20 protein-coding genes and 3 pseudogenes are annotated in these 22050 nt (G+C 64.0%); 15 read left to right on the top strand and 8 right to left on the bottom strand.

Translation table 11 applies throughout. The features are described from left to right. Positions 1 to 100 precede the first annotated feature (100 nt). Positions 101 to 1249: an NAD(P)/FAD-dependent oxidoreductase gene (locus tag VE25_RS08575; protein WP_083988814.1), complete on the bottom strand. Its 1149-nt coding sequence runs from the start codon at positions 1247 to 1249 to the stop codon at positions 101 to 103. A gap of 128 nt (positions 1250 to 1377) precedes the next feature. Between VE25_RS08575 and VE25_RS08570 the strand changes: the two genes are divergently transcribed. Then, positions 1378 to 2130, top strand: coding sequence for an IclR family transcriptional regulator (locus VE25_RS08570; protein ID WP_046108181.1), 753 nt, complete (start codon positions 1378 to 1380; stop codon positions 2128 to 2130). Positions 2131 to 2166: 36 nt separating this feature from the next. Further along, positions 2167 to 3183 (top strand): Gfo/Idh/MocA family protein, encoded by a 1017-nt coding sequence (locus VE25_RS08565; protein ID WP_046108180.1) that lies wholly within the window; start codon positions 2167 to 2169, stop codon positions 3181 to 3183. Position 3184: 1 nt separating this feature from the next. Here VE25_RS08565 and VE25_RS08560 read toward each other — a convergent pair whose 3' ends face one another. From VE25_RS08560 to VE25_RS08535, 6 genes are all read right to left on the bottom strand, one after another. Then, complete coding sequence (locus tag VE25_RS08560) at positions 3185 to 4597, bottom strand: aminotransferase-like domain-containing protein (RefSeq protein ID WP_046108179.1); 1413 nt, start codon at positions 4595 to 4597, stop codon at positions 3185 to 3187. Positions 4598 to 4839: 242 nt separating this feature from the next. Beyond that, entirely contained in the window at positions 4840 to 5871 is a 1032-nt protein-coding gene (locus tag VE25_RS21765) for a Gfo/Idh/MocA family protein (RefSeq protein ID WP_052731826.1), read from the bottom strand. Positions 5872 to 5880: 9 nt separating this feature from the next. Continuing rightward, positions 5881 to 6699: an SDR family NAD(P)-dependent oxidoreductase gene (locus tag VE25_RS08550; protein ID WP_083988813.1), complete on the bottom strand. Its 819-nt coding sequence runs from the start codon at positions 6697 to 6699 to the stop codon at positions 5881 to 5883. Between the two features lie 18 nt (positions 6700 to 6717). Further along, positions 6718 to 7542 (bottom strand): carbohydrate ABC transporter permease, encoded by an 825-nt coding sequence (locus VE25_RS08545; protein ID WP_439328899.1) that lies wholly within the window; start codon positions 7540 to 7542, stop codon positions 6718 to 6720. A gap of 77 nt (positions 7543 to 7619) precedes the next feature. After that, positions 7620 to 8555: a carbohydrate ABC transporter permease gene (locus VE25_RS08540; RefSeq protein WP_046108177.1), complete on the bottom strand. Its 936-nt coding sequence runs from the start codon at positions 8553 to 8555 to the stop codon at positions 7620 to 7622. Positions 8556 to 8583: 28 nt separating this feature from the next. Beyond that, positions 8584 to 9813 (bottom strand): extracellular solute-binding protein, encoded by a 1230-nt coding sequence (locus VE25_RS08535; protein ID WP_160299968.1) that lies wholly within the window; start codon positions 9811 to 9813, stop codon positions 8584 to 8586. A gap of 360 nt (positions 9814 to 10173) precedes the next feature. On the opposite strand from VE25_RS08535, the gene VE25_RS08530 reads away from it, so the two are divergent. From VE25_RS08530 to VE25_RS08490, 9 genes are read left to right on the top strand one after another with little or no spacing between them, the layout of a single operon-like run. Beyond that, positions 10174 to 11055, top strand: a complete 882-nt coding sequence (locus VE25_RS08530) for a sugar phosphate isomerase/epimerase family protein (RefSeq protein WP_152664558.1) — start codon at positions 10174 to 10176, stop codon at positions 11053 to 11055. 23 nt (positions 11056 to 11078) lie between these two features. Further along, on the top strand, positions 11079 to 12371 hold the full coding sequence (locus VE25_RS08525) for an ABC transporter substrate-binding protein (RefSeq protein ID WP_046108175.1): 1293 nt from the start codon (positions 11079 to 11081) through the stop codon (positions 12369 to 12371). Then, complete coding sequence (locus tag VE25_RS08520) at positions 12368 to 13312, top strand: carbohydrate ABC transporter permease (protein ID WP_201776059.1); 945 nt, start codon at positions 12368 to 12370, stop codon at positions 13310 to 13312. The genes VE25_RS08525 and VE25_RS08520 overlap by 4 nt, the downstream gene beginning before the upstream one ends. Continuing rightward, on the top strand, positions 13305 to 14165 hold the full coding sequence (locus VE25_RS22710) for a carbohydrate ABC transporter permease (protein WP_046108174.1): 861 nt from the start codon (positions 13305 to 13307) through the stop codon (positions 14163 to 14165). Before VE25_RS08520 ends, VE25_RS22710 begins: the two co-directional genes overlap by 8 nt. Before the next feature lie 20 nt (positions 14166 to 14185). Beyond that, positions 14186 to 15076: an NAD(P)-binding domain-containing protein gene (locus VE25_RS08510; protein WP_052731822.1), complete on the top strand. Its 891-nt coding sequence runs from the start codon at positions 14186 to 14188 to the stop codon at positions 15074 to 15076. Between the two features lie 13 nt (positions 15077 to 15089). Beyond that, on the top strand, positions 15090 to 15506 hold the full coding sequence (locus VE25_RS08505; protein ID WP_046108173.1) for a cupin domain-containing protein: 417 nt from the start codon (positions 15090 to 15092) through the stop codon (positions 15504 to 15506). 27 nt (positions 15507 to 15533) lie between these two features. Then, the gene (locus VE25_RS08500; RefSeq protein ID WP_046108172.1) at positions 15534 to 16769 is read left to right on the top strand and encodes a Tm-1-like ATP-binding domain-containing protein; all 1236 of its coding nucleotides are present in this window, start codon (positions 15534 to 15536) and stop codon (positions 16767 to 16769) included. Positions 16770 to 16782: 13 nt separating this feature from the next. Next, positions 16783 to 17643, top strand: coding sequence for a phosphoenolpyruvate hydrolase family protein (locus tag VE25_RS08495; RefSeq protein ID WP_046108171.1), 861 nt, complete (start codon positions 16783 to 16785; stop codon positions 17641 to 17643). Further along, positions 17630 to 18721: an ABC transporter ATP-binding protein gene (locus VE25_RS08490; protein WP_046108170.1), complete on the top strand. Its 1092-nt coding sequence runs from the start codon at positions 17630 to 17632 to the stop codon at positions 18719 to 18721. The genes VE25_RS08495 and VE25_RS08490 overlap by 14 nt, the downstream gene beginning before the upstream one ends. A gap of 117 nt (positions 18722 to 18838) precedes the next feature. Here VE25_RS08490 and VE25_RS08485 read toward each other — a convergent pair whose 3' ends face one another. After that, positions 18839 to 19735 (bottom strand): LysR family transcriptional regulator, encoded by an 897-nt coding sequence (locus VE25_RS08485; protein WP_046108169.1) that lies wholly within the window; start codon positions 19733 to 19735, stop codon positions 18839 to 18841. A gap of 267 nt (positions 19736 to 20002) precedes the next feature. Here VE25_RS08485 and VE25_RS08480 point away from each other — a divergent pair, with 267 nt between their 5' ends. The 4 genes and pseudogenes from VE25_RS08480 to VE25_RS08470 all read left to right on the top strand — a co-directional run. Further along, the gene (locus tag VE25_RS08480; protein WP_046108168.1) at positions 20003 to 20737 is read left to right on the top strand and encodes an SDR family NAD(P)-dependent oxidoreductase; all 735 of its coding nucleotides are present in this window, start codon (positions 20003 to 20005) and stop codon (positions 20735 to 20737) included. Between the two features lie 156 nt (positions 20738 to 20893). Then, positions 20894 to 21494, top strand: a pseudogene (locus VE25_RS08475) (NADPH-dependent F420 reductase). Between the two features lie 161 nt (positions 21495 to 21655). Then, positions 21656 to 21832 (top strand): annotated as a pseudogene (locus VE25_RS23310) (type II toxin-antitoxin system prevent-host-death family antitoxin); the annotation flags it as partial. Then, positions 21831 to 22032 (top strand): annotated as a pseudogene (locus tag VE25_RS08470) (type II toxin-antitoxin system VapC family toxin); the annotation flags it as partial. The pseudogenes VE25_RS23310 and VE25_RS08470, both read left to right, overlap by 2 nt. Positions 22033 to 22050 lie beyond the last annotated feature (18 nt).

Below are 22050 nucleotides of genomic sequence, written 5' to 3'. Positions count from 1 at the left end.
GTCCATCGGTGATCCCCACAACCACCCCCACCCTCATTCCCTCCCCTCAAGGGGGAGGGAGGCGCAAGAACCGACGACTCCAAACGAGCCTGACGCGCTCTCAGCCGTGCAGTTCCACGGTGCTTCCGGTGCCACCATCGGCAAAGCGCGACATCCGGAACGGCGCGATCGGCAATGCCGGCGCCTTGCCTTCCGCCAGGTCTGCCAGGATCTGCCCGGTGACGGGACCGAGGCAGAAGCCGTGGCCGGAAAACCCGGTCGCCAGAACGACTCCTCCCGCTTCGGGCAGGACGTCGAGAACCGGCAAGGCGTCCACCGTCTGGTCGATCAGGCCGCACCAGAGGCGGTCGAGCTTGACGTCGGCCAGGGCAGGCACCAGAGCCGAGTAGCGCTCGATCAGCTCCAGGACGCTGCTGGCGCGTGGCCGCACCTGCGGCCATGGGTCGAGATCGAGCTGGCCATCCCACACCTCGTGTCCGCCGCCGATGCGGAATTGGCCGTGAGCCTCCTGCCGCAACGTCGTGTCGCCATTGGCGACCCCGATGACCGGCATCTCCCGCGCCGGCATCGCCACCGAGCGCATCATGGTGGCGCTCATCACCTCGTAGGGCACGCGGTAGCCGAAAGGCTGAATCAGTTCATTCGCGTGGATGCCGGCCGCGAGAACCACCTGGCTGGCTGCAATGACCCCGTCTTTAGTCCGCACTCCGCTCGCCTTGCCCGAGGTCACCTCGAGCCCCGTGACGGTCTCTCCGAAACGAACCTCAACGCCCAGCCGCTTGCCCGCCTCGACAAAACTGTGCACCGTCGCCTGCGGATCCGCATGGCCGTCACTGGGGCAGAACGAGGCGCAAAGCACGTCCGGGGAAACCAGTGGCGCCAGTTCCTGAACGTCCTTGCCTTCGAGCAGGTGCATTTCGAGTCCGGCCGCACCATGCTCGGCCACGATGGCCTCGATCCGTTGCGCCTCGGCGGCGTTGCGGGCGCAGCGCAGATTGCCGACCTGGCGGTAGTGGGTTTGCCCATCCAGCTCTTCGGACAGGGTCTGCCAGATCGCCACCGCCGCCTTGGCCAGGGGCAATTCGGCCGGATGGCGGCCCGACTGGCGCACACCGGCCAGCGTCCATCCCGAAGCCATTGACGCCGGACCGTATTGATCTATCAGAACTACACTGTGGCCACGTTTGGCCAGCTCGTAGGCCGTAGCCGACCCACTGATCCCCGCACCGACAACCGCAAAGTCGAACATCGAAGTTTCTACCCCCAAGAGGACAAAATGGCACCGTCAAACCGAAGATAGTGCAATAGTCGGTTTCTATCTATAGACAGAGTTCCGATAATCGGACTACAGTTCGATTTACAAGAGGTTTTGTGCCAATGGCCAGCGAAAGCTCAAGCAATGCCGAGCGCGCGGGAGAGATTCTGATCCATCTGGGCAATGCCGGCGTGGACGGTCTTTCGCTGCAAACCCTGTCACAGCAGCTCGGCGAGGCCAAATCGGCGACCCGCCGGGCGCTCGTGGCGCTGTCGAAGCGCGGCTTCGTGGAGAACGCCGCCCGCTACGGGCACTATCGCCTCGGCCCCGCCATATTCGGCCTTGCCAACCGCTCCACGTCGATCAGCGAGCTGGTGCGGCGCTATCGGCCGGCGGTCACCGAAGTCGCCGCTGTGACGCAGCAGTCGAGCTATCTCATGGTCCGCGCCGGGTTCGACGCCATTTGCGTAGACATGCACGAGGGCACCGCCTTCGTGCAGACCCTCACCGGCGGCATCGGCGGCCGGGTCCCCCTCGGCATCGGTCCGGGCACGATCAGCATCCTGACCCTGCTCGACCCGCCGCTGGTCGCCGGCATTCTCGAGCACAACGAGCCGCGCTTCGATCAGTACAATCACGCCGACCTCGCCAAGGTCACGCGCGAGCTCGACCGGGCCCGCGCCCTCGGCTTCAGCTACGATATCGGCGAAACCTACCCCGATGCGGGCGGTGTCGCCGTGCCGGTGCGTTCGAGCCGGGGGATCACGGCGGCCGCTGTATCCATCGCAATTCCTGCCTCCCTGCTTGATGCCGCGCGCGCTGCCGAGATCGCCGGGATCATCCAGGCCGCCATCAGGCGGTGCGACCCCGAATAGATATTTCCGTTCCGAACGTTCACTGCTGGAGCCGTCATGACGAAATCCGACAAAATTCGCTGGGGTATTCTGTCCACCGCCAACATCGGGATGACCAAGGTCACCCCGGCCATCCAGAAGTCCGCCCATTCCGAGGTCGTCGCCATCTGCTCGCGCAATGCCGAACAGGCCCGCGCGGCGGCGGACAAGCTCGGCATCCCCAAAGCCTACGGCTCCTATGAGGAACTGCTGGCCGATCCCGATATCGACGCCATCTACAATCCGCTCCCCAACCACCTGCACGTCGAGCTGACGCTGGCGGCCAATGCGCAGGGCAAGCACGTGCTGTGCGAAAAGCCCATCGCCATCACCGCCGAGGATGCCAGGAAACTGCGCGGCGCCCGGACGGACCGCCTGATCCTCGAAGGCTTCATGGTCCGCTTCCACCAGCAATGGCTGCGGGCCCGCGAAATCGCCCGTTCCGGCGAGATCGGGGAGGTGCGCGGCGTACGCGCCGTCTTCACCTACTTCAACACCGACCCGGCAAACGTGCGCAACAAGGCCGATATCGGCGGCGGTGGCCTCCTCGACATCGGCTGCTATCCCGTAACCGGCGGACGTTTCTTCTTCGAGGCGGAGCCCGAGCGCGTCGTCGCCCTGGTCGACCGCGATCCCAATTTCGGCACCGACCGCCAGGCGAGCGTCATCGCCGATTTCGGCCAGGGCCGCCACCTGACGTTCCTGGTTTCCACGCAGCTCGCGCCAAATCAGTCGCTGGAGCTGCTGGGCACCAGGGGGCGGGTCGAGATCGTCATCCCCTACAACGCGCCCGCCGACACCGCCACCGCGCTGTTGGTCGACCGTGGCCTGACGCTCGACGGTTCGCTGGCCCGGCGCGAGGTCCTGCCGCCGTCGGATCAATATACCGAGATGGCCGAGGCGTTCGCTCTGGCCGCGCTGGGCCGGCAGGCCCTGCCCTACGGCGTCGAAGATGCGATCAGCTCCATGCATGTCCTCGATGCGATCTTCGAGAGCGAGAGGACAGGCGCGTGGGCCTCGGTCCAAAAGCGGTGATTCACGCAGGGCGGAGCCGCTGTATGGTTCGGCCAAGACGCGCAATGCCGTCGGCGATGAGCATGCGTGGTGCGGCGTAGCCGATGCGGATGTGATCATCGAAGCTGTGGCTGATGCTGAAGGTGGGGCCGGGCAGCAGGTCGACGCCGTCCCGAGATGCAGCAGCGCAGACCACGCTGGCCGAGAGGCCTTCCGGCAATCGCAGCCATAGCGACGCCCCACCGGTCGGTCTCTTGACGGAGCTCTTGGGCAGGTGGATGGCGACATCGTCCATGACGGCTTGGAGCGCAGCCTGCAGCGATGCTCGTCGAAATGCACGGGCACGATCGATATGCGGCAGAAGCCGGCTGGTGATGAGCTGGGCTGGAATGGACGTGCCAAGGTCCTCGGCGCCCTTGGCGGCGAGCAGCCCGCCCAGGACCTGGGCGCGGGCCCTGATCCAACCGATCCTCAATCCGCCCCAGAAGCTCTTGCTGGCAGACCCGATGGTGATGCAGTTGTCGCTGAACGCCGCCATGGGTCGCGGCAGCTCATCGGAGAACAGGAGATCGCTCGTAGAGGCATCGTCGACCACCGTAACATTGTAGCGGTCGGCAAGCGCGCCGATGGACCGTCTCTTGGACTCGCTGATCGAGGTGCCCGTCGGATTGTGAACCGTGGTCATGAGCAGGGCTAGGCGCGGACGATATCTGCGGAAGCTTGTCTCGAGTTCGTCGAGGTCGACCCCTTCGACGCCGCTTTGCACGCCGACCAGTCGCGCCCCTATCGACCTCAGGCACTCTATGCCACCGCGAAAGGTCGGATCCTCGACCACCACCGTGTCGCCGGGGACGATCACGCAGCTCGCAACCAGGTGCACTGCCTGCTGTGCGCCGGCGGTGACGAGCACCTCTTCATACCGTGTCGGCAGACCAAGATTGGTATAGTAGATGCAGATGGCCTCGATGAGCCCGTCGAGGCCCTGAGGCACGTAGCCGTGCGAGCGAAGAAGCGGTTCGATGTTCTCGAACGGCAAGTCGGCCATGACCTCGCCGACCATCGGCACCGCGGGCGGCGCGGCGTTGCGCAGATCGATGCGATCGGACCCGCGCACCTGAAGAAATGACTGCAAACGTGCATCCCCGCCGGCTGATACTGTTGACCCCATTGACGACACGAAGGTTCCCACACCGGCTCGGCTGGAGAGCGCCCCGACATCGCGCAGGATATTGAACGCGTCGCTGACCGTGACACGTGCTACGCCGAGTGTCGTAGCCACCAGCCGTTCCGAAGGCATCCGCACGCCAGCCGGCAGGCGCCCTCTGTCGATCAGGCTCTTGATTGTGCTCGCCAACAGTTCGCTGCGTTTGCCCTGGCCAGACTCCCAGCCGTCAATCAGACGGACGAGTTGATGAACGTTGACGATTTCCGACATCGATATCCTCCGCTACCGGCACCCCCGATCGGCCTGTTGCCGCGCACGTCTGATGCCAGCCCCAATGATCCTCCTTTGTGAATTGCGGCGGAGACGTAATCAGGAACGAGCGGGCCGGTCGGCTGCCGCGGCTTCCATCGGCAGCCGCTCCATCGAGGAGGACCCTGTAGACGCTGTGGAGCTCGTCCGTCTGTCTCGTCCGTCGATACCGCGCGACCTCCCGGCATGCGCGACGGAATGCGTCAGAAGGCGAACGACTGCCGGGTGCCACCGGAGCGTGCGGACATGTGGGCCAGTTCGATGACCCGGATGACCTTGGCGCTATCCAGCGGCTCGACGGGGGGCGGTTCGCCTTCGGTGATGGCGCGATGGAGCTGCTCGTAGAAGGCATCGCATTCGCGCAGTTGAGGCAGGTCGTCTAGCGTCTTTGGATCCTGGCCCTGGAGGCGGACGTGAAGCGTGCGCAGGTCGGGGCCGACGATCGTTCCGCGGTCTCCAGCCACCACCCAGCTCGGCAACTCCTCGATCGCTTCGCGGTAGATTTCGATGCGGGACAGTGCGCCGCCCGGAAAGGTCATTCTGATATCGGCATAGTGTTCGACGGCGTCGCCGGGAAAGGTATGCATCACAGCCGATACATCCAGCGGATCCTCACCGAACAGCTGAAGCTGGTGGTCGATCAGGTGCGGGGAGATGAGATAAGTCACGCCTCCGCCCTGTTCGGTAGTGTGCGCCCAGGCGGCCGGCTCCGTACCGCTATGGGGAGAATCGGGGCCCGATACGGTGTATTTGCCGCGGTGCATGCGGCGCTCCTCGACACGCCACACATTGCCGATCGCGCCTTCCCGCACGAGCTGGCGGATCGTCTGGTACTGGTGTTCCCAGCGCCGGTTCTGGAAGACGCTGAGCACGACACCGCTCTCTTCTGCCGCCGCGATCATCTCGCGGGCTTCCGCGGCGGTGTTCGACATCGGCTTTTCGACGACGACGTGCTTGCCTGCAGCAGCCGCGGCAACGGCCATCGGAGAGTGGAGGTCGTGCGGGGTCGCGATCACGACGAGCTGTACTCTTGGATCCTCGATGAGCTTACGCCAGTCGTAGTGAGGCGCTGCGCCAAAGGCGCGCGCCGCCGCGTCGGTCCGGGCCCGGGTGCGACCCGACACGGCCACGAGGTCGAACTGCTCCGATTTCCGCAGCGTTCCCTCGGCATGATAATACCAGCCGCTGTTGCCGAGCCCGATTAGACCGACGCCGATGGGTGCCTGTGCGGCCATGCTGTGCTCCTAACCCAGTCTCTGCAGTCCGCCGTCGACCTGCAGCGTCGTGGCGGTTATGAACGAGGCGTCGTCACTGGCCAGAAACGTGATGGCGGCAGCGATCTCATGCGGGCGCGCCAGCCGGCCGAGGAGGCTCGCCGTTTTCTGCTTTTCCATCTCGGCGCGTTTTGCCTCGGGATCGGGGGAATCGTTGAGGTGCATCTCGGTGATCGTGCCGCCGGGCGCGACCGCGTTGACCCGGATGCCGCGACTGACGAGCGCCGCCGCCATCGAACGCGTCATGGAGAGCAGGCCGGCCTTGGTCATGTCGTAGATCCAGCGGTCCGACCGGGCCTTGAAGGCGGCCTCGGAGGAAATGTTGATGATCGAGGCCCGGCCGGCCGTCAGGGCGGGAAGCATGCCGTGGACGAGTATGGCGATAGCCTTGAGGTTGACGGTCGTCAGCGGGTCCCACCCGGCAAGGCCGCGCTCGACGAAAGGATTGCTCTGCCGGCCATCGACATGAACCAGCCCTGCCGAGTTCACGAGCACATGGATGGCGCCCAGTTCGCTGTCCAGAGCCTTGGCGGCCGCCTCCGTGGCGGCGCTGTCCGACAGGTCGAGCGCTACGAAGCGGGCGTCCTTCCCCCGCGCCCGGATCTCCGCCAGCACGCGTTCTCCGGCCTCGCCGTTATGGTCGAGAATGACGACCTCGGCGCCCTCGTCGATGAACCGGTCGACGCAGGCGCGGCCGATCCCCGCCGCTCCCCCCGTGACCACGACCCTGCGGCCGGAGAATCGTCCCGGTATCGCGGTTGGCTGTCCCAGAGTGGTGGTCTCAGGCATTCTCGTCTCCAGTTCGGGTTATTTCATTCCGGTGGTCGCTATTCCCGCCACCAGCAGTTTCTGGAACGACAGGAAAAAGCCGACGACCGGCAGCAGTGACACCAGGGACATGGCGAACATGGCGCCGTAATTGGATTCGCTGGTCGCATCGAGGAACAGCGAGAGACCCACGGTGACCGTGTAGTTCTGAGGGCTGTTGAGGTAGATCAGCGGGTGCAGGAAGTCGTTCCAGGCCCAGATGAACGAGAACGCGGCGGTGGTCGCCATGGCCGGCAGGGCCAGGGGCACGAAGATCCGCCAGAAGATCTGGAAATGTCCGCACCCGTCTATGCGCGCAGCGTCCGTCAGCTCGCCGGGTATGGTCCGGAAGAACTGCACGAACAGGAAGACGAAGAACGCTTCGGTGGCCAAGAACTTGGGCACGACGAGCGGAAGGAACGTGTCGAGCCAGCCAAGAGAGCTGAAGAGTATGTATTGCGGAATGAGCAAGGCATGCAGCGGCAGCATGATCGTGCCCATCATCAGGGCGAACAGCGTGCGCCGGAACGGAAAGTTGAGACGCGCGAAAGCGTAGCCGGCCAGCGCACAGGCAAAGACGTTGCCGACCACGCTGAGGCCGGCCACGATCAGTGAGTTTGCAAAGAAGGTCGAGAACCCGACGAAACCCAATCCCTGCCAGCCCGTCACGAAATTCTCGAGCGTGAAATGTTCGCCGGGCCACAGGCCGGGAGAGGTGAAGATTGCGGCCGGCTCGCGGAAGGCCGAGGCGGTCAGCCACAGGAGCGGGTAGATCATCACGAAGCAGGCGCTGATCAGTGCGGTATGCGCCAGGATCGGCCGCATCCCTTCGGGGATGTGGCTCCAGGTGTCGCGACGGGGAGCCGCAACGGAGCGCTGCGATCTCGACGCGGCCGGATTGGTCATCGTCCTTCTCCGTAGTGGACCCAGTACTTGGCGCTGAGGAAGAGAACCGCCGTGACCACCCCGATGAACAACAGCAGCACCCATGCCATGGCGGAGGCGTAGCCGAGTTGCAGCTGCGTGAAGGCGCGCTGGTAGAGCAGCAGGGTGTAGAACATGGTGGAGCCCGCCGGTCCCCCCGAACCGTCGCTGATCACATAGACCTGCGTGAAGGCCTGGAAGCCGCCGATCATGCTGAGGACGCCATTGAAGAGCACGAGCGGGGAAAGCGAGGGCAGCGTTATCGACCAGAAGCGCTGCCATGCGTTGGCGCCGTCGAGGGTGGCGGCTTCATAGATCTGCGCCGGAATCTGGCGTAGGCCCGCGAGGAAGATGACCATTGGCGCGCCGAACGTCCATACGTTCAGCACCATGATCGTCTGGAGCGCGGAGCGGGGATCGCCGATGTAGCTGAAGCCCTCGATGCCGAACAGGCCGAGAAGCTGGTTGATCAAGCCGTACTGGCCGAAAACGTAGCGCCAGAGGACCGCAATGGCGACGCTGGTGCCGAGCAGCGACGGCAAATAGAAGATGGTGCGGTAGATGCCGAGAAACCGCAGCCCCCGGTTCAGCACCACCGCCACCGCCAGCGCGAAGGCCAGCATGATGGGCACCGAGACGAAGACATAGAGCAGCGTCACCCGGACCGAGCCCCAATAGGCCCGGTCCGAGGTGAACATGCGTATGTAGTTGTCGAGCCCGACCCACTGCATCCGCTCCAGCGAGCCGCTGAAATTGGTGAAGGAGAGGGCGAGCGAAGCCAGGATCGGGCCCAGCGTTATAAACACGAAGCCAATGAGCCAGGGCAAAAGGAACACGTAGGCGGCGATGCTCTCGCGTGCACGGTCGGAGAGCCAGGCCGACCGGGCGAGCTTATTTGGTCCGGATAAGGACATGGCAGGAGTTCCCTCGCCTGGTCGGTGGTCAGTTGAGGGCCAGGGACCGGCGCACTTCCTCGGCAAACTGCGACGCCGCATCTTCGGGCGAGGATTGACCGAAGCCGACCTGCTGGTAGATGTCGCGGAATTCGTTGACCAGATGCTGGGTATTGTCCGGCCAGACGTCGATCCTCACCCCATAGGTGTCCGCGAAGTCGGTATACATCTCGATGCGGTCGACGAGCGTGGGCGGGGAGTTGGGGTCGGCGGCCTGCGCCTCGAGAAGAGACGCCGAAGGAACGAGCCCGACCTGGGATTGCAGCCGGACAGCGGCGGGTTCGTCGTTCAGCCAGAAGTCGATGAACGCAGCCGCTGCGTCGACATTGGCGCAGTTGGTCGAGATGGCGAGGGTGTGGCTGCCGGACACCAGCGGGTTGTTGCCGTTCGGCGACTTGGCCTGGTGCACGACGCTTCCGTCGAGCTCATTGAGTACGGCCTGCAGCTCGGACGCGGTGACGTCCCCGCCCGTGCGCGACAGGGTGATCCCCTGCGCCATGTAGGTCTGCGGCGTGGCGGTCGGTTCTTCCGCGCTCATTGCCATGTCGGGCGCCAGGCGCTCCTCGCTTGCCGTCGCCCAAAGGCGGAACCAGTCGGCCAGCGTCTCCTCGGAGAAGCCGGGCTCGACGCCGTCGAACAGGTCTTCTCCGCGCGCCTGGGCGTACATCTGAAACTGGGTAATCGAAGTACCCAGCTGGGACAGGGGATAAACCCCCTCATCCAGCTCGGTCCGCGCTTGCCTGGCCCACTCGATATAGTCCTCGTAGGTCCAGTCGTTCTGGGGCTCGCCCACACCGGTGGGTTCGAGTCTGGTCCAGTTGTACTGGTAGGTCTCGAACCAGAGGCCGATGGGCAGCGTGTAGAGGTTTCCGTCGGCGTTGCGATGGCCTTCGATCAACTCCTCGGGGATGGTGGAGACGTCGATCTTGCCCTCGGCGATCAGATCGTCGAGCGGCAGCAAGGCCCCCAGGTTCTCGTAGCGCACCTGATAGCGTGTCTGCATCATGGGGATGCAGGGAACCTGGCCGGCGGCGGCCTGAACCGTCACGCGGTCCCAGTGGCGCGCGAATTCCGTCGGTTGGGGCAGGACCTTGACACCTGGATGCGCCTCTTCGAAGGCGGCGACCACTTCCAGAATGGCGCGGTTACGCGCCTCGGCGCCCCACCAGGCGAAGGAAATCTCGCCGCTGACCTCCTGTGCGCTTGCGGCGGGGGCCATGCAGGCTCCAATGGCAACCATGAGGGCTGGTATAGCTGGTCGTATCATTCGTTTCCTCCCATAGACGTTCCCCGCTTGTGTTTGGTTTTTGTGCGGACGAACCCATCCAAGGGAACCTTTCGCGACCAGGGGTGTCAAAAGCCAATTTGCCGGTAGTGGCCTATGAGGGGTGTGAGGCCACCCTTCCATAGAAGTCCCGGCCCCTGCGCGAAGTTATCGCCGTCTACGATTGTGCCGCGGCATGCCTAATGCTTCCGAGGTGTCCCGGCGATCGCCGGCGCTCAATTGGGAGTCGCTCGGAGGGGGTAAAGTCCACTTCCGGCAAATTGGCCTTTGACCCTTCTGAGCATCCGATGTGAGGTGAACCCCAAGAGCGAACAAGAAACAACGCTCCTGGGAGAGGTGTTCATGCGCGATAACGTTCGCGACACCGCGCTATTGCGCGCCGGTGAACCTATTCAACTGGCTGTTGCAAGTATTGGCGCCGATCATTTCGGCGATGAAGACTTTGCATATGCGTTGGATGTTCTGCCCGAGCTCGGTGTTCCGAACGCCGAGCTCATGTGCTGGCATCCGCGGAACATCACTCCGGACGGATTGAAGCGGAACCGAGGGCGCTTCCTCGACGCCGGACTGAACCCCGTTTCAGTGCACTTCCTGCCGTTTCGCGGTCAGGGGCCGTTTCACCTCACCACGGAAGTCGCCAACTTCCTCTGGATGCTGCACGCCTGCCGGGAGCTTGGCGCGAGCGTTCTCAAGTTCACCGGCGCGAGCCGCAAGGCCGAAGGCGGGCTCAAGGCTGCGATCGAGGTGTTCCGCCATGTCGTTCCGGTTGCAGAAGACATGGGAATCTCCCTCGTCGTCGAGAACCATTTCCAGAACGCTTTCGAGTTCAAGGAAGACTATGAGGCGATCTTCTCCGAGATCGACTCGCCCAATATCGGCGTGTGCCTCGACATGGGGCACTTCGCTTCCTCGGGCGTCGACATGGTCGATCTGATCGAAACGATGCCCGACAAGATCCATCACATCGATGCCAAGGACTGCCGCGCGCAGGGCACGACGGATTTCGTGCGGTTCGGCGCGGGCATCGTGCCGTTCGATCCGGTCATCTCACGAGCCGTGGAACTCGGGTTCTCCGGTTACATCGTCGTGGAGCTGCCGCGGATCGACAAGTCGACAATGGTCGAAGACCTGCGGGCGGGCGTGGAGCTCGTCCGCAAGTACACGTCCGTTCGCTAGCGGACATCAAGGGAGGGGAATCCATGAACTGCAACAGATTATCGCGGCGCTCGCTGCTCAAGCTCGGCGGGGCCGGCCTCGCTATGGCCTCGCTGGCCCGGCCTGCCTTCGCCCAGGCCGACGCGATCTCGGTCTCCTGGTTCGGCGGCAACGCCCGTGCCGACCTCTACAACAAGCTCGTCGACATGTTCGAGGAGGTGCGCGGGGTTTCCGTCGGCAGGCAATACGCACCCTACAACGACTACTTCCTCAAGCTCGGCACCCAGGCCGTGGGCGGCCAGCTGCCCGACATCGTCAACGTCACGCACCGCGAGCTGCGTGGCCTGAGTGACCGCGGCTGGATGCTGCCGCTCGACGATTTCATCGCGGATGGGACCATCGATCTGTCGAAGTTTCCTCAGTCCGTGATCGACAGCGGCAAGGTCGGCGGGGTGACCTACACCATCTCGACCGGCAATTCGGGGCCCGTCGTCTTCTACAACGAAGCCTTGTTCGACGAAGCGGGCGTCGAGCCCCTTCCGGACGCGACGACCTGGGCCGATTTCGAGGCCAAGGTGCTCGAGTTCGTCGGCAAGCTGCCCGATGGCTATTACGGCGCCACCGACGGCTCGAAGAACGCCAACATGTTCGAGGTGTTCCTGCGCCAGTTCGATACCTCGATGTTCGACGGTGATGGACGCATCGCCTTCAAGCGCGAGCACCTGGCCGAATGGTATGGGCTCTGGCAGCGCCTGCGCGATGGCGGGGGGATTCCCGACGCCGCGACGGCCGCCCAGGACGAAAGCAATCCCGAGCCGCAACGCCTCTTCTCCACCGGCCGGGCGGCGATCATGTCGACCAATGCCAACCAGTTGCACATCTGGCAGGCCTACCAGGAAGCGCATCGCAACGATCCGCTCAACATCCAGTACCTGCCGCACGCGAGCGAGCCGGGAAAGAGCGTGATCGTGGGTGCCTATTTCGGCATCGCCAACAACTCGCGCGATCCCAAGCTCGCGGCCGAGCTCATCAACTGGTGGGTCAACGACGAGGAGATGGCGCGCGTCTTTCTCAACGAGCACGGCCGGCTCGGCAACAGCGATCTCCAGGCGATGGTCGAACCGATGCTGCCGGCCCCGAGCCAGATCGTGTCGCAGTTCCTCGACGAGATGGTACCGAACGCAGTCACCTTCCCCAACTATCCGGCCAATGGGGCGGACATCACGTCCCTCTTCAATGCCAAGTCGGATAGTGTCGTCTTCGGGATGACCTCGGTCGACCAGACCGTCGAGGAATTCTTCGGCGAGGTCGCTTCGATCGCGGAGATCGCGGCGTGATCGAGGCGACCCGAACCATGCCTCCAGAAGGCGGGGAAGCCCTGCCCATGCCGCGCAGGCGCGCGGCATGGTTCAGCCTGGTGGAGTCGCCCTGGTTCTTCATGGCGCCCTGGCTGGTGGGCATCCTCGCCTTCATGGCGCTGCCCATCGTCTGGTCGTTCGTCATTTCGTTCACGAACTACAGCTTTTCGCCGAACACGCAGTTCGTGGGCTTATCCAACTACCAGACGATGCTGTTCAACGACCCGCGCTTCATCCAGGCGCTACGGGTCACCGGCATCTACATCTTCTTCGGCGTGCCTTTGCAGGTCGCCTTTTCGCTGCTCGTCGCGATCGCGCTCAACAAGCGCTTTGCGGGCGCGGATTTCTATCGCGCGGCATTGTTCGTGCCGTCCCTGCTGGGAGCGAGCGTGGCCGTCGCGGTGCTCTGGAGCCAGGTGTTCGGCAATCCGGGCATCGTCAACTCGGCCCTCGCCGTTTTCGGCATCAAGGGCGCCAATTGGCTCAACGACCCGCGCTACGCCATCTACACGCTCATTGCCCTGCGCGTCTGGGAATTCGGATCATCGATGGTGATCTTCCTGGCGGCGCTGCGCCAGATTCCCAAGGAACTGCTCGAGGCCGCGGCCATAGACGGCGCGACGTCCTGGGTGCGGTTCCGCTTCGTCGTGCTGCCCCTGCTGGCGCCGGTGGTGGTCTTCAACCTGATCATGCAGATGATCAGCGCCTCACAGACCTTCACGCAGGCCTATGTGATCAGCGGCGGCACCGGCGCGCCCGCCAACTCGCTGCTCTTCTACACGCTCTACCTCTACCAGAAGGGCTTCTCCAATTTTCAGATGGGTTACGCCTCCGCCATGGCCTGGTTCCTGCTGGTCGTGATCGGCTGCGCCACCTTCCTCATCCTCAAGTCCGGACGCAGGTGGGTGAACAATGACTGATCGCGCCATGACCGGTTCCGGCTCCATGATGAGGCTCCTCCTCAAGCACGCCGTCCTGCTCGGCTGCACCTATGTGATGCTCTATCCGCTGATCTGGATGATCAGCCGGTCCTTCATGCCCGAGGGGCAGATCTTCGCCAGCCCCTCGCTGATCCCGGCCGAACCGACGCTCGAGAACTTCGTCCTCGGCTGGCGCAGCACGCAGGGCCAGTCCTTCAGCGTGTTCTTTCTCAATTCCTTCATCATCGCGGGGCTCGCGGTGGTCGGAAACCTCGTCGCCTGCACCATCACGGCCTATGCCTTCGCCCGGATGGAGTTCCGCGGCATGACGCTGATGTTCGCCGTGCTGATCGTATCGCTGATCCTGCCGCTGCAGGTCCTGATCCTGCCGCAATACCTGGTGTTCAACCAGATCGGCTGGGTCGACACCTTCCTGCCGCTGACGGTGCCCAAGTTCTTCGCGGTCGACGGCTTCTTCGTCTACCTGATGACGATCTTCATCCGCGGCCTGCCCAAGGAGCTGGACCAGGCGGCGATCGTCGACGGGTGCGGGCGCTGGCAGGTGCTCTGGTACGTCATCGTGCCGCTCTGCAAGCCGGCGTTGGCGACGGTCGCCATCTTCACCTTCATCTGGACCTGGGGCGACTTCTTCGGCCAGCTCGTCTACCTCAACAGCGCCGAGAAGCTGACGGTCGCCGTTGGTCTCAACCGCTTTCTCGATACGACCGGCTCGTCGTTCTACGGCCAGCTCCTGGCCATGTCGACGCTCTCCGTCGTGCCGGTTCTCATCATCTTCATGCTCTTCCAGAGGCTCATCGTCGAGGGCCTCGCCACGACCGGCATGAAACTCTGAACACTTGGGAGGAATGGAAATTGTCCGAAAAGAACGTCGGCATCATCGGAGTTGGCAATGTCGGTGGCCGCATGGCCAAGGACCTGGCTGACGCCGGTTACAAGGTCCTGGTGATGGACCCATCGGAGGCGGCACTCGCGCGGGCCGAGCAGAACGGGGCCAGGCGCGTGGGCAGCTACGCCGATATGGTCGGGCGAACCGACGTCGTGCTGCTTTCGCTGCCGAACTCCAACATCGTCGAAGCGGTGACCCGCGGTCCCGATGGTCTGCTCGCACGCATGCGGCCGGGGCAGGTGCTGGTCGACATGAGCACGAGCCTGCCCTCGCGCACCGCCGAACTCGTTGGGCTGTGCCAGGAAAAGGGCATCCGCTTCCTCGACGCGCCGATCAGCTTCGGTCCCCACGGCATGGATATCATGGTCGGTGGCGAGCAGGCCCTGTTCGACGAGATCTATCCGGTCTTCGAGATCGTCGGGCACCGCACCACTCTCGTCGGACCGAACGGCCACGGACACTACACCAAGCTCGTCCAGAACATGATCTCGGGCGTCAACATCGCCGTTGTCGCCGAGGGTATGGCGTTCGCCGCCAAGGCCGGGCTCGATATCGACAGGGTGTGGGAGGCCATCCGCACGACCGGAGCGGCCGTGAACCAGGTCGAGCGCGGTTATCCGCGCATCGCCAAACGCGAATTCGGCCAGGGTGGGCAGCTGGCGCTCCACACCAAGGACATGCGCTACGTGCTGGAGACGGCCAAGGCACTCGGCGCAACGACGCCCTTCTCCGAGGCCCTGCTCGAAGTCTTCGGCGGCGCCCTCGAAAAGGGCGACAAGCTCTGGGGCCAGAGCGCGTGCATCACCTACTACGAAGACCGCATGGGCATCCACGTCGAAAGCCCGGCGCGGCGTTGAGGAGGAAACTTCCGTGAAAAACCTGCATCCCAACGACTTTGCCACCAGTCTCTTCGATTGGGGACGGATCAAGTGGCGCGTCAGCCCCGACGTGACGGCCGGTGGGGCGAGCATGACCGCGGGCGACGTGGTCGTGTTTCCCAACAAGGGTCATGACCGCCACAACCATCCCGACGCCGATGAGCTGATCTACGTGGTCGCCGGTCATGGACGCCAGATGATCGATGACAAGGAGCCGTTTCCGATCGCTGCGGGCGACATGTTCTACATCCCGCGCGGCGTCTACCACTCCACGCTGAACACCGGCTGGAGCGATCTCACCCTCCTCGTGGTCTACACCCCAGGTGGGGCCGAGCGGGCGCTACGCGAACTGCCCGATTTCCGCGAGGCGCCGGCCGGGGCCATCCCCGGCATCGGCAATATCGGCTGATCCGCATCGGCTTTCGGGGAGGGGAAAATGGCCAATGTGGTGATGCTCGGAACGCTCGACACCAAGGGGGCGGAATTCGCCTTCGTCAGGGACCGGCTGGTAAATGCGGGACTGACGGTCACGCTCATCGACTGCGGCGTACTGGGCGAGCCGACAATCCCTGCCGACATTGGACGCGAGGCGGTCGCCAAGGCGGCCGGCAGCGATCTTGGTGAGCTCGCCGGCAGGAATGACCGTGGGGCGGCAGTAACGACCATGGCGCGCGGCGCCGAGCGGGTCGTTGCCGATCTCCATCGGAATGGAAAGCTCGACGGCGCCATCAGCCTCGGCGGAACAGGCGGCACGTCCATCGCCGCCCAGGCGTTCCGCGGGCTTCCCCTCGGCGTTCCCAAACTGATCGTCTCGACCGCCGCCTCCGCCGACACCAGCGTCTATGTCGGGGAAACCGACCTCGTGCTCTTTCCCAGCGTCGTCGATATCGCGGGCGTCAACCGCATCTCGGCCCGCATCCTTGCCAATGCGGCGGCCGCGCTCGCCGGCATGATCGGCGCTTCGCGGGTCGAGTCCATCGACGCCAGCCCCCTTGTCGCCGCGAGCATGTTCGGGGTGACGACCCCCTGCGTGACGGAGGGACGTCGGATCCTCGAGAGCAAGGGGTTCGAGGTCCTCACGTTCCATATGACGGGTTCGGGCGGACGCACGCTGGAGTCGCTGGTGGACAATGGCCTTCTCGCGGGCGTCCTGGACATCACCACGACCGAACTCGCCGATGAGCTTGTCGGGGGTGTTTTCTCGGCTGGACCGGGGCGGCTCACCCATTCGGGGCCCGAGGCGACGCCCCGCGTGGTTTCAGTCGGCGCGCTCGACATGGTCAACTTCGGTCCGATGGATACGGTGCCGGCCCAGTTTCGCGCGCGCAACCTCTTCGTCCACAATCCGAGCGTCACGCTGATGCGAACGACGCCGCAGGAATGCGCGGAGCTCGGCCGCCGGCTCGCCGAGCGCGTATCCGCGCTCAACGTTGCCTGCGTGGTGATGCTGCCGCTGCGCGGAGTCTCCGCGATAGCGAAGGCCGATGGCCCCTTCCACGATCCGGACGCCGACGATGCGCTTTTCAGCGCCATCCGCGCCGGTCTTGATGGTCGAATACGCCTGATCGAGGTCGACACCGACATCAACGACCCGCTCTTTGCCGCCCGCGCCGCCGCGGAATTGCAGCACCTGATCGGCGAGGCAAGCGCCAAGCCTGCGTTGCGTAACTGAAGGACTGAACCTTATGGCACGACTTACCCGCACCGAAATTCTGACCCGGCTGAGAGCCAAGATGGCCGCCGGGCTCCCCATTGTGGGAGGCGGCGCAGGCACCGGCATCACCGCCAAACTGCAGGAGGGCGGAGAGATCGACCTTCTGATCATCTACAACTCCGGCCGCTACCGCATGGCCGGCCGCGGCTCGCTTGCCGGCATGCTGGCCTACGGCAACGCGAACGAAATCGTTGTCGACATGGCGCGGGAAGTCCTTCCGGTGATCAAGCACACACCTGTCCTTGCCGGCGTGAACGGGACCGACCCGTTCTACGATCCCGATGTCTTCCTGCCCGAACTCGCCCGCATCGGCTTCTCGGGCGTCCAGAACTTCCCGACGGTCGGGCTCATTGACGGCATCTTCCGCGCCAACCTCGAAGAGACCGGCATGGGCTACTACAAGGAGGTGGAAATGATCGCAAAGGCGAACAGCCTCGGCCTGCTGACCACTCCCTACGTATTCTCGAGCGAGAATGCGGCCGCCATGACCAAGGCCGGGGCGGACATCATCGTGTGCCACCTGGGCCTGACGACGGGGGGCCAGATCGGCGCCCATACCGCCGTAACCCTCGATGACTGCGTCGATAAAATCGCGGAATGGGCAGCCGCAGCGCGGCGGGTCCGGCCAGACGTCATTGTCCTCTGCCACGGCGGCCCGATCGCAGAACCGGCGGACGCTCAATACGTGCTCGACCGGACCCACGGCATCAACGGCTTCTACGGCGCGTCCTCGATGGAGCGGCTGCCGGTCGAAGTCGCGGTGACGAGCCGGGCTCGGGAGTTCCTCAACATGTCGCTGCCAAACGGAGTGGATCACGATGGCATCCGTTGAACTCAAGGATCTCAAGAAGTCGTTCGGCGTGGTCGATGTCATCCATGACATCAACCTGAGTATCGAAGACGGCGAGTTCGTCGCGCTTGTAGGCCCCTCCGGATGCGGCAAATCCACCATCCTGCGCATCATCGCCGGCCTGGAGCATCCCACCTCCGGCGAGATCCGGATCGACAACATGCTCGTCAATGCGCTCAACCCGCGCGAACGCAATGTAGCGATGGTGTTCCAGAACTACGCGCTCTACCCGCATATGACGGTGGCCGAGAACATAGGTTTCAACCTGCGCCTTTCGGGGATGTCCAAGCCTGAGATTGCGCGACGCACCGAGGAAGCGGCGCGAATGCTGGACCTGATCAACCTGCTGGATCGCAGGCCCGCGCATCTGTCGGGCGGACAGCGCCAGCGCGTGGCCATGGGGCGGGCCATCGTGCGCGACCCCGCGACCTTCCTTTTCGACGAGCCCCTCTCGAACCTCGATGCCAAACTGCGCGTGCAGATGCGCACCGAGATCAAGGCGCTGCACGGCAAGGTCAAGACCACCTCGATCTACGTGACCCACGACCAGATCGAGGCCATGACCCTCGCCGACCGCATCATCGTTCTCAACCAGGGGCGGATCGAGCAGCAGGGCTCTCCACTGGAGCTCTATCGGCGTCCGGCCAATACGTTCGTTGCAGGATTTATCGGCTCCCCGGCCATGAACTTCTTCGAGACCCATATCGAAGCGGCCGGCGACCGGCTCGTCGGCAAACTCGGTGAAGGAATCGCCGTGGCGTTGCCGCAATGCCAAGCGTCAGCCGGAGACCAGGTCGTCATCGGCGTACGTCCGGAGCACTTCCAGATCAGCCGGGAGCGTACGGCTCTCTTCGGCAACGTCACCCTCATCGAGCCGACGGGCGCGCAAACCCATCTCGTCGTCGATATCGGCGGCACGTCCGCCACTGTCGTGGTCGACGGAGAAGAGCAGGTCAGCACAGGACAAACCCTCCATTTTCGTGTGGACCCCGACCTCGTGCAGGTCTTCGACCGCAAGTCTGGAAAATCGAGACGAGAAACCGGAGCGGAGTCGACGTAGCTCAACGAGCTGTTTGGCGAAATTCGCCAGCATTTCCGGATGCGGCAATGGTCAACACGCCGCCATTTCAGGCGACCGCAGCTCGGCTTCCGAGCGTCGCCGGCGAGCTCCCGCGCGTCAGTCGCGCGATATGGACAGCCCCGCGAGCAGCGGAGCGTACGCGGCGAGCCTGCGGGATACGAACTCGGTAAAAAGCTGCACGCGCTTCGTCTTGCGTGTCTCCCCCTGCGTGAGAAGCCAGAGCGTTCCATGCATGTGCAGGTCGGTGCCCGGCCCCCTCGCCAACAGGGGGTCGGCATCTCCGACGAAGCACGGCAATGTCGTCATCCCGAGCCCTTGCCGCACTGCAACGATCTGCGCCTCGCCGTCCGTGGTCCTGAACGGAACCCCTGTGCTGCGAACCTCCCCCTCGCGTGCCCAGTCCGGGATGCCTTGAACGCTTATGACGATCCACCGGACGGGATCCGGCGCACCTGCGCGCCACGCGGCCAGCCGATCGCGGGATATGTAGACGCCGCTGAACAGATCCGGTCCCTTGAGGCCGTGAAGATTGAGCGGCAGGGTTTTGCGGTCGTGAACGATGCGGATCGCGACATCGGCTTCTCGGTTGGTCAGATTTGCCAGCTCGCCGGACGACAGGATTTCCATCTCGATGTCCGGATGCAGAAGCGCGAAATCGGCGAGGTCCGGCATGAGCAGGTGTGTCGCGAGGGTCGGCGCCAACGTCACCCGCAGAAGCCCGCGCACGCTTTGGTCGCGTCCGAAGACGCGCGTCTCCAGCTGGTGCGACGACGCTTCCATCTGGTTGGCGAGCTCGAGGACCTCCTCGCCCGCAGCCGTCAGGCGGTAGCCTGAAGGCAGCTTTTCGAACATGTGCGCACCGAGGCGTTCCTCGAGCTGGGCGATGCGTCGCAGCACGGTCGAGTGGTTCACCCCAAGCCGCCCGGCGGCCGCCCGCACCGAGCCTCCGCGCGCGACGGCAAGAAAGTAGCGAACGTCATCCCAGTCGATCATGGTGCAATCCGGCACCGCTGGGGTGCGCCTTCCAAGCCCGCATCTAACGCATCGTACAGCAGTGCGGGCGGCCATCATAGTTCGAGCGGACCCAATTGCGAACGGCGGACACCGATCGTCGCGGTGGGCGTCAGTCGTTCAGCCGGATCGATTTCGCACCACCGATATGCGCGCTTGCGCACTCAACGCCTGACACCGGCAGACCCATCTTCAGGCTCCCGGGGGGCATCCCCGAACAACCAAAGACGAAATCTGAAAGAAGAAGTCATGGGAAAGCTTGAAGGTAAGGTTGCAGTCATCACCGGTGGATCGAGCGGCATGGCGCTGGCGAGCGCCAGGCGGTTCGTTGAAGAAGGCGCCTATGTTTTCATCACCAGCCGTCGGCAGGAAGTGCTCGACGAGGCCGTCAGGCTCATCGGCCGGAACGTGACCGGCGTGCGCGGCGACGCGGCCAATCTCGACGACCTCGACCGTCTGTTCGACACGGTCAGGCGGGAAAAGGGCAAGATCGACGTCCTCTATGCGAGCGCCGGCATGGGCGAAGCCGCCCCACTGGGCGAGATTACCGAGCAGCACTTCGATGCGGCCTTTAACCTCAATGCGCGCGGCACGCTGTTCACGGTGCAGAAGGCGTTGCTGCTGTTCAACGATGGCGGGTCGATCTTCATGACCGGGTCGGTTGCCGCGATCAAAGGTTTTCCTGGCTACAGCGTCTATGCGGCGAGCAAGGCGACGTTGCTCGCATTCGCACGCGGGTGGCTCAACGAACTCAAGGACAGGAATATCCGGGTGAACGTGCTGCACCCGGGGCCGACCGACACACCGATGCAGGACCAGGTTCTCACCGAGGAAGCCAAGTGGATGTTCGAATCCGTGATCCCGCGGGGAAAGATGGGGCGTCCCGAGGAAATCGCGGCGGTCGCGGTGTTTCTGGCTTCGGACGATTCGAGCTTCGTGAATGGGGTGGAGTTGTCTGTCGACGGCGGCCTCTCGGCCATCTGAATTCGCGCCGGATCGCGGCAGGCGGCCGATCGGCGGGAACCAGCATGTCCATGGTTCACGACGGGACGTCTACGTGAAGATCACCATACAGCAGAACGGGTTACCCAGCGCCGTTGAAGGCCGGGAATCACTGTCAACACGCATCGGAGAACTATCATGAGCTACGCAATTGTAGGATTCGGCAAGATCGGCCAGGCCCTCGCCCACGCCTTCGCCCGCAAAAACATCGACGTGACCGTCGCGAGCCGCCGGCCACCCGAGGCGCTGGCGCCGCAGGCTCGGGCGATTGGACCCACGGTCGTCGCCAGGTCGCTGCGGGATGCGCTCGAGGCCGATACGATCATCCTCGCGGTCCCCTTCGGGGAGCATCGCGAGGTTGCGAAAAGCCCTGCCGAGCTGGGAAGGCAAGACGGTCATCGACGCGACGAACGCGTTTCCCGTCCCTGAAGAACTGGACGGCCTCCCGTCCTCTGCCTTCGTCGCGAAGGCGTTCACCGGCGCCAAGTTCGTGAAAGGTTTCAATCACCTGGTCGCAGCCACCCTGGCTGCCGATCCGATCGTCGAGGGCGGGCACCGGGTCGTCTTTCTGTCGAGCGACGACGACGACGCGATCGCTCCCGTGGCGGCCTTGGCCAAACAACTCGGGTTCGCACCGGTCACGCTGGGAAAGCTCAACGAGGGCGGCACGCTGGTGCATGCACGCGGCCGCACCTGGGGCCCGCTCATCTTCCAGGACTTGTTCAAGAAGGAACAGTAATCGATCTACGACCGCGTGATCGACGCCGAGAACTGGTCGCGCGCTAACGTCTTCGAGCAGCGCGCGACCTCCGTCACTCCTACTCTATGATTTGAACCTATCATAAGATGTTGTTTCTGCTAGCGAAAACCATTCGAGCCTCGTCTTCGGGGTTGTCATAAGTGAAAGGGCAGCATTCGATCGACATCACCTGCCGCGGCAAGCCGGTCGCGCGGCTCACAACCGTCGCCAGACCGCGCTAGCCGATCGATGCCGCGCTGCTTCAAACGCTGACGGCAGCGATGCCGCCCCAGTTCCGGAGTGCAGCCGATCTTGTGCGATCGATGTGGGATACTGATGCTCTATCTCGACACGTCGCTGATCGTCGCGGCGCTCTCCAACGAAGCGATGACGCCGCGTGTTCAGGCTTGGCTGGCGGAGCAGGACCCGGCGCACTCGTGATCAGCGACTGGACCACACCGAGATGTCATCCGCCATGGCGATCAAGCAGCGGACCATGAAGATCGGCCTGGAGCAGTGCGCGGCCGCGCAGCTGATTTTGCTGGTCCATTCGGAA

Origin of the sequence: Devosia geojensis, assembly GCF_000969415.1 — a bacterium.
In the GTDB taxonomy this organism is placed as follows: domain Bacteria; phylum Pseudomonadota; class Alphaproteobacteria; order Rhizobiales; family Devosiaceae; genus Devosia; species Devosia geojensis.
Note: the sequence above shows the minus strand (reverse complement) of the source record. Positions and strands in the feature narration are given on the sequence as shown.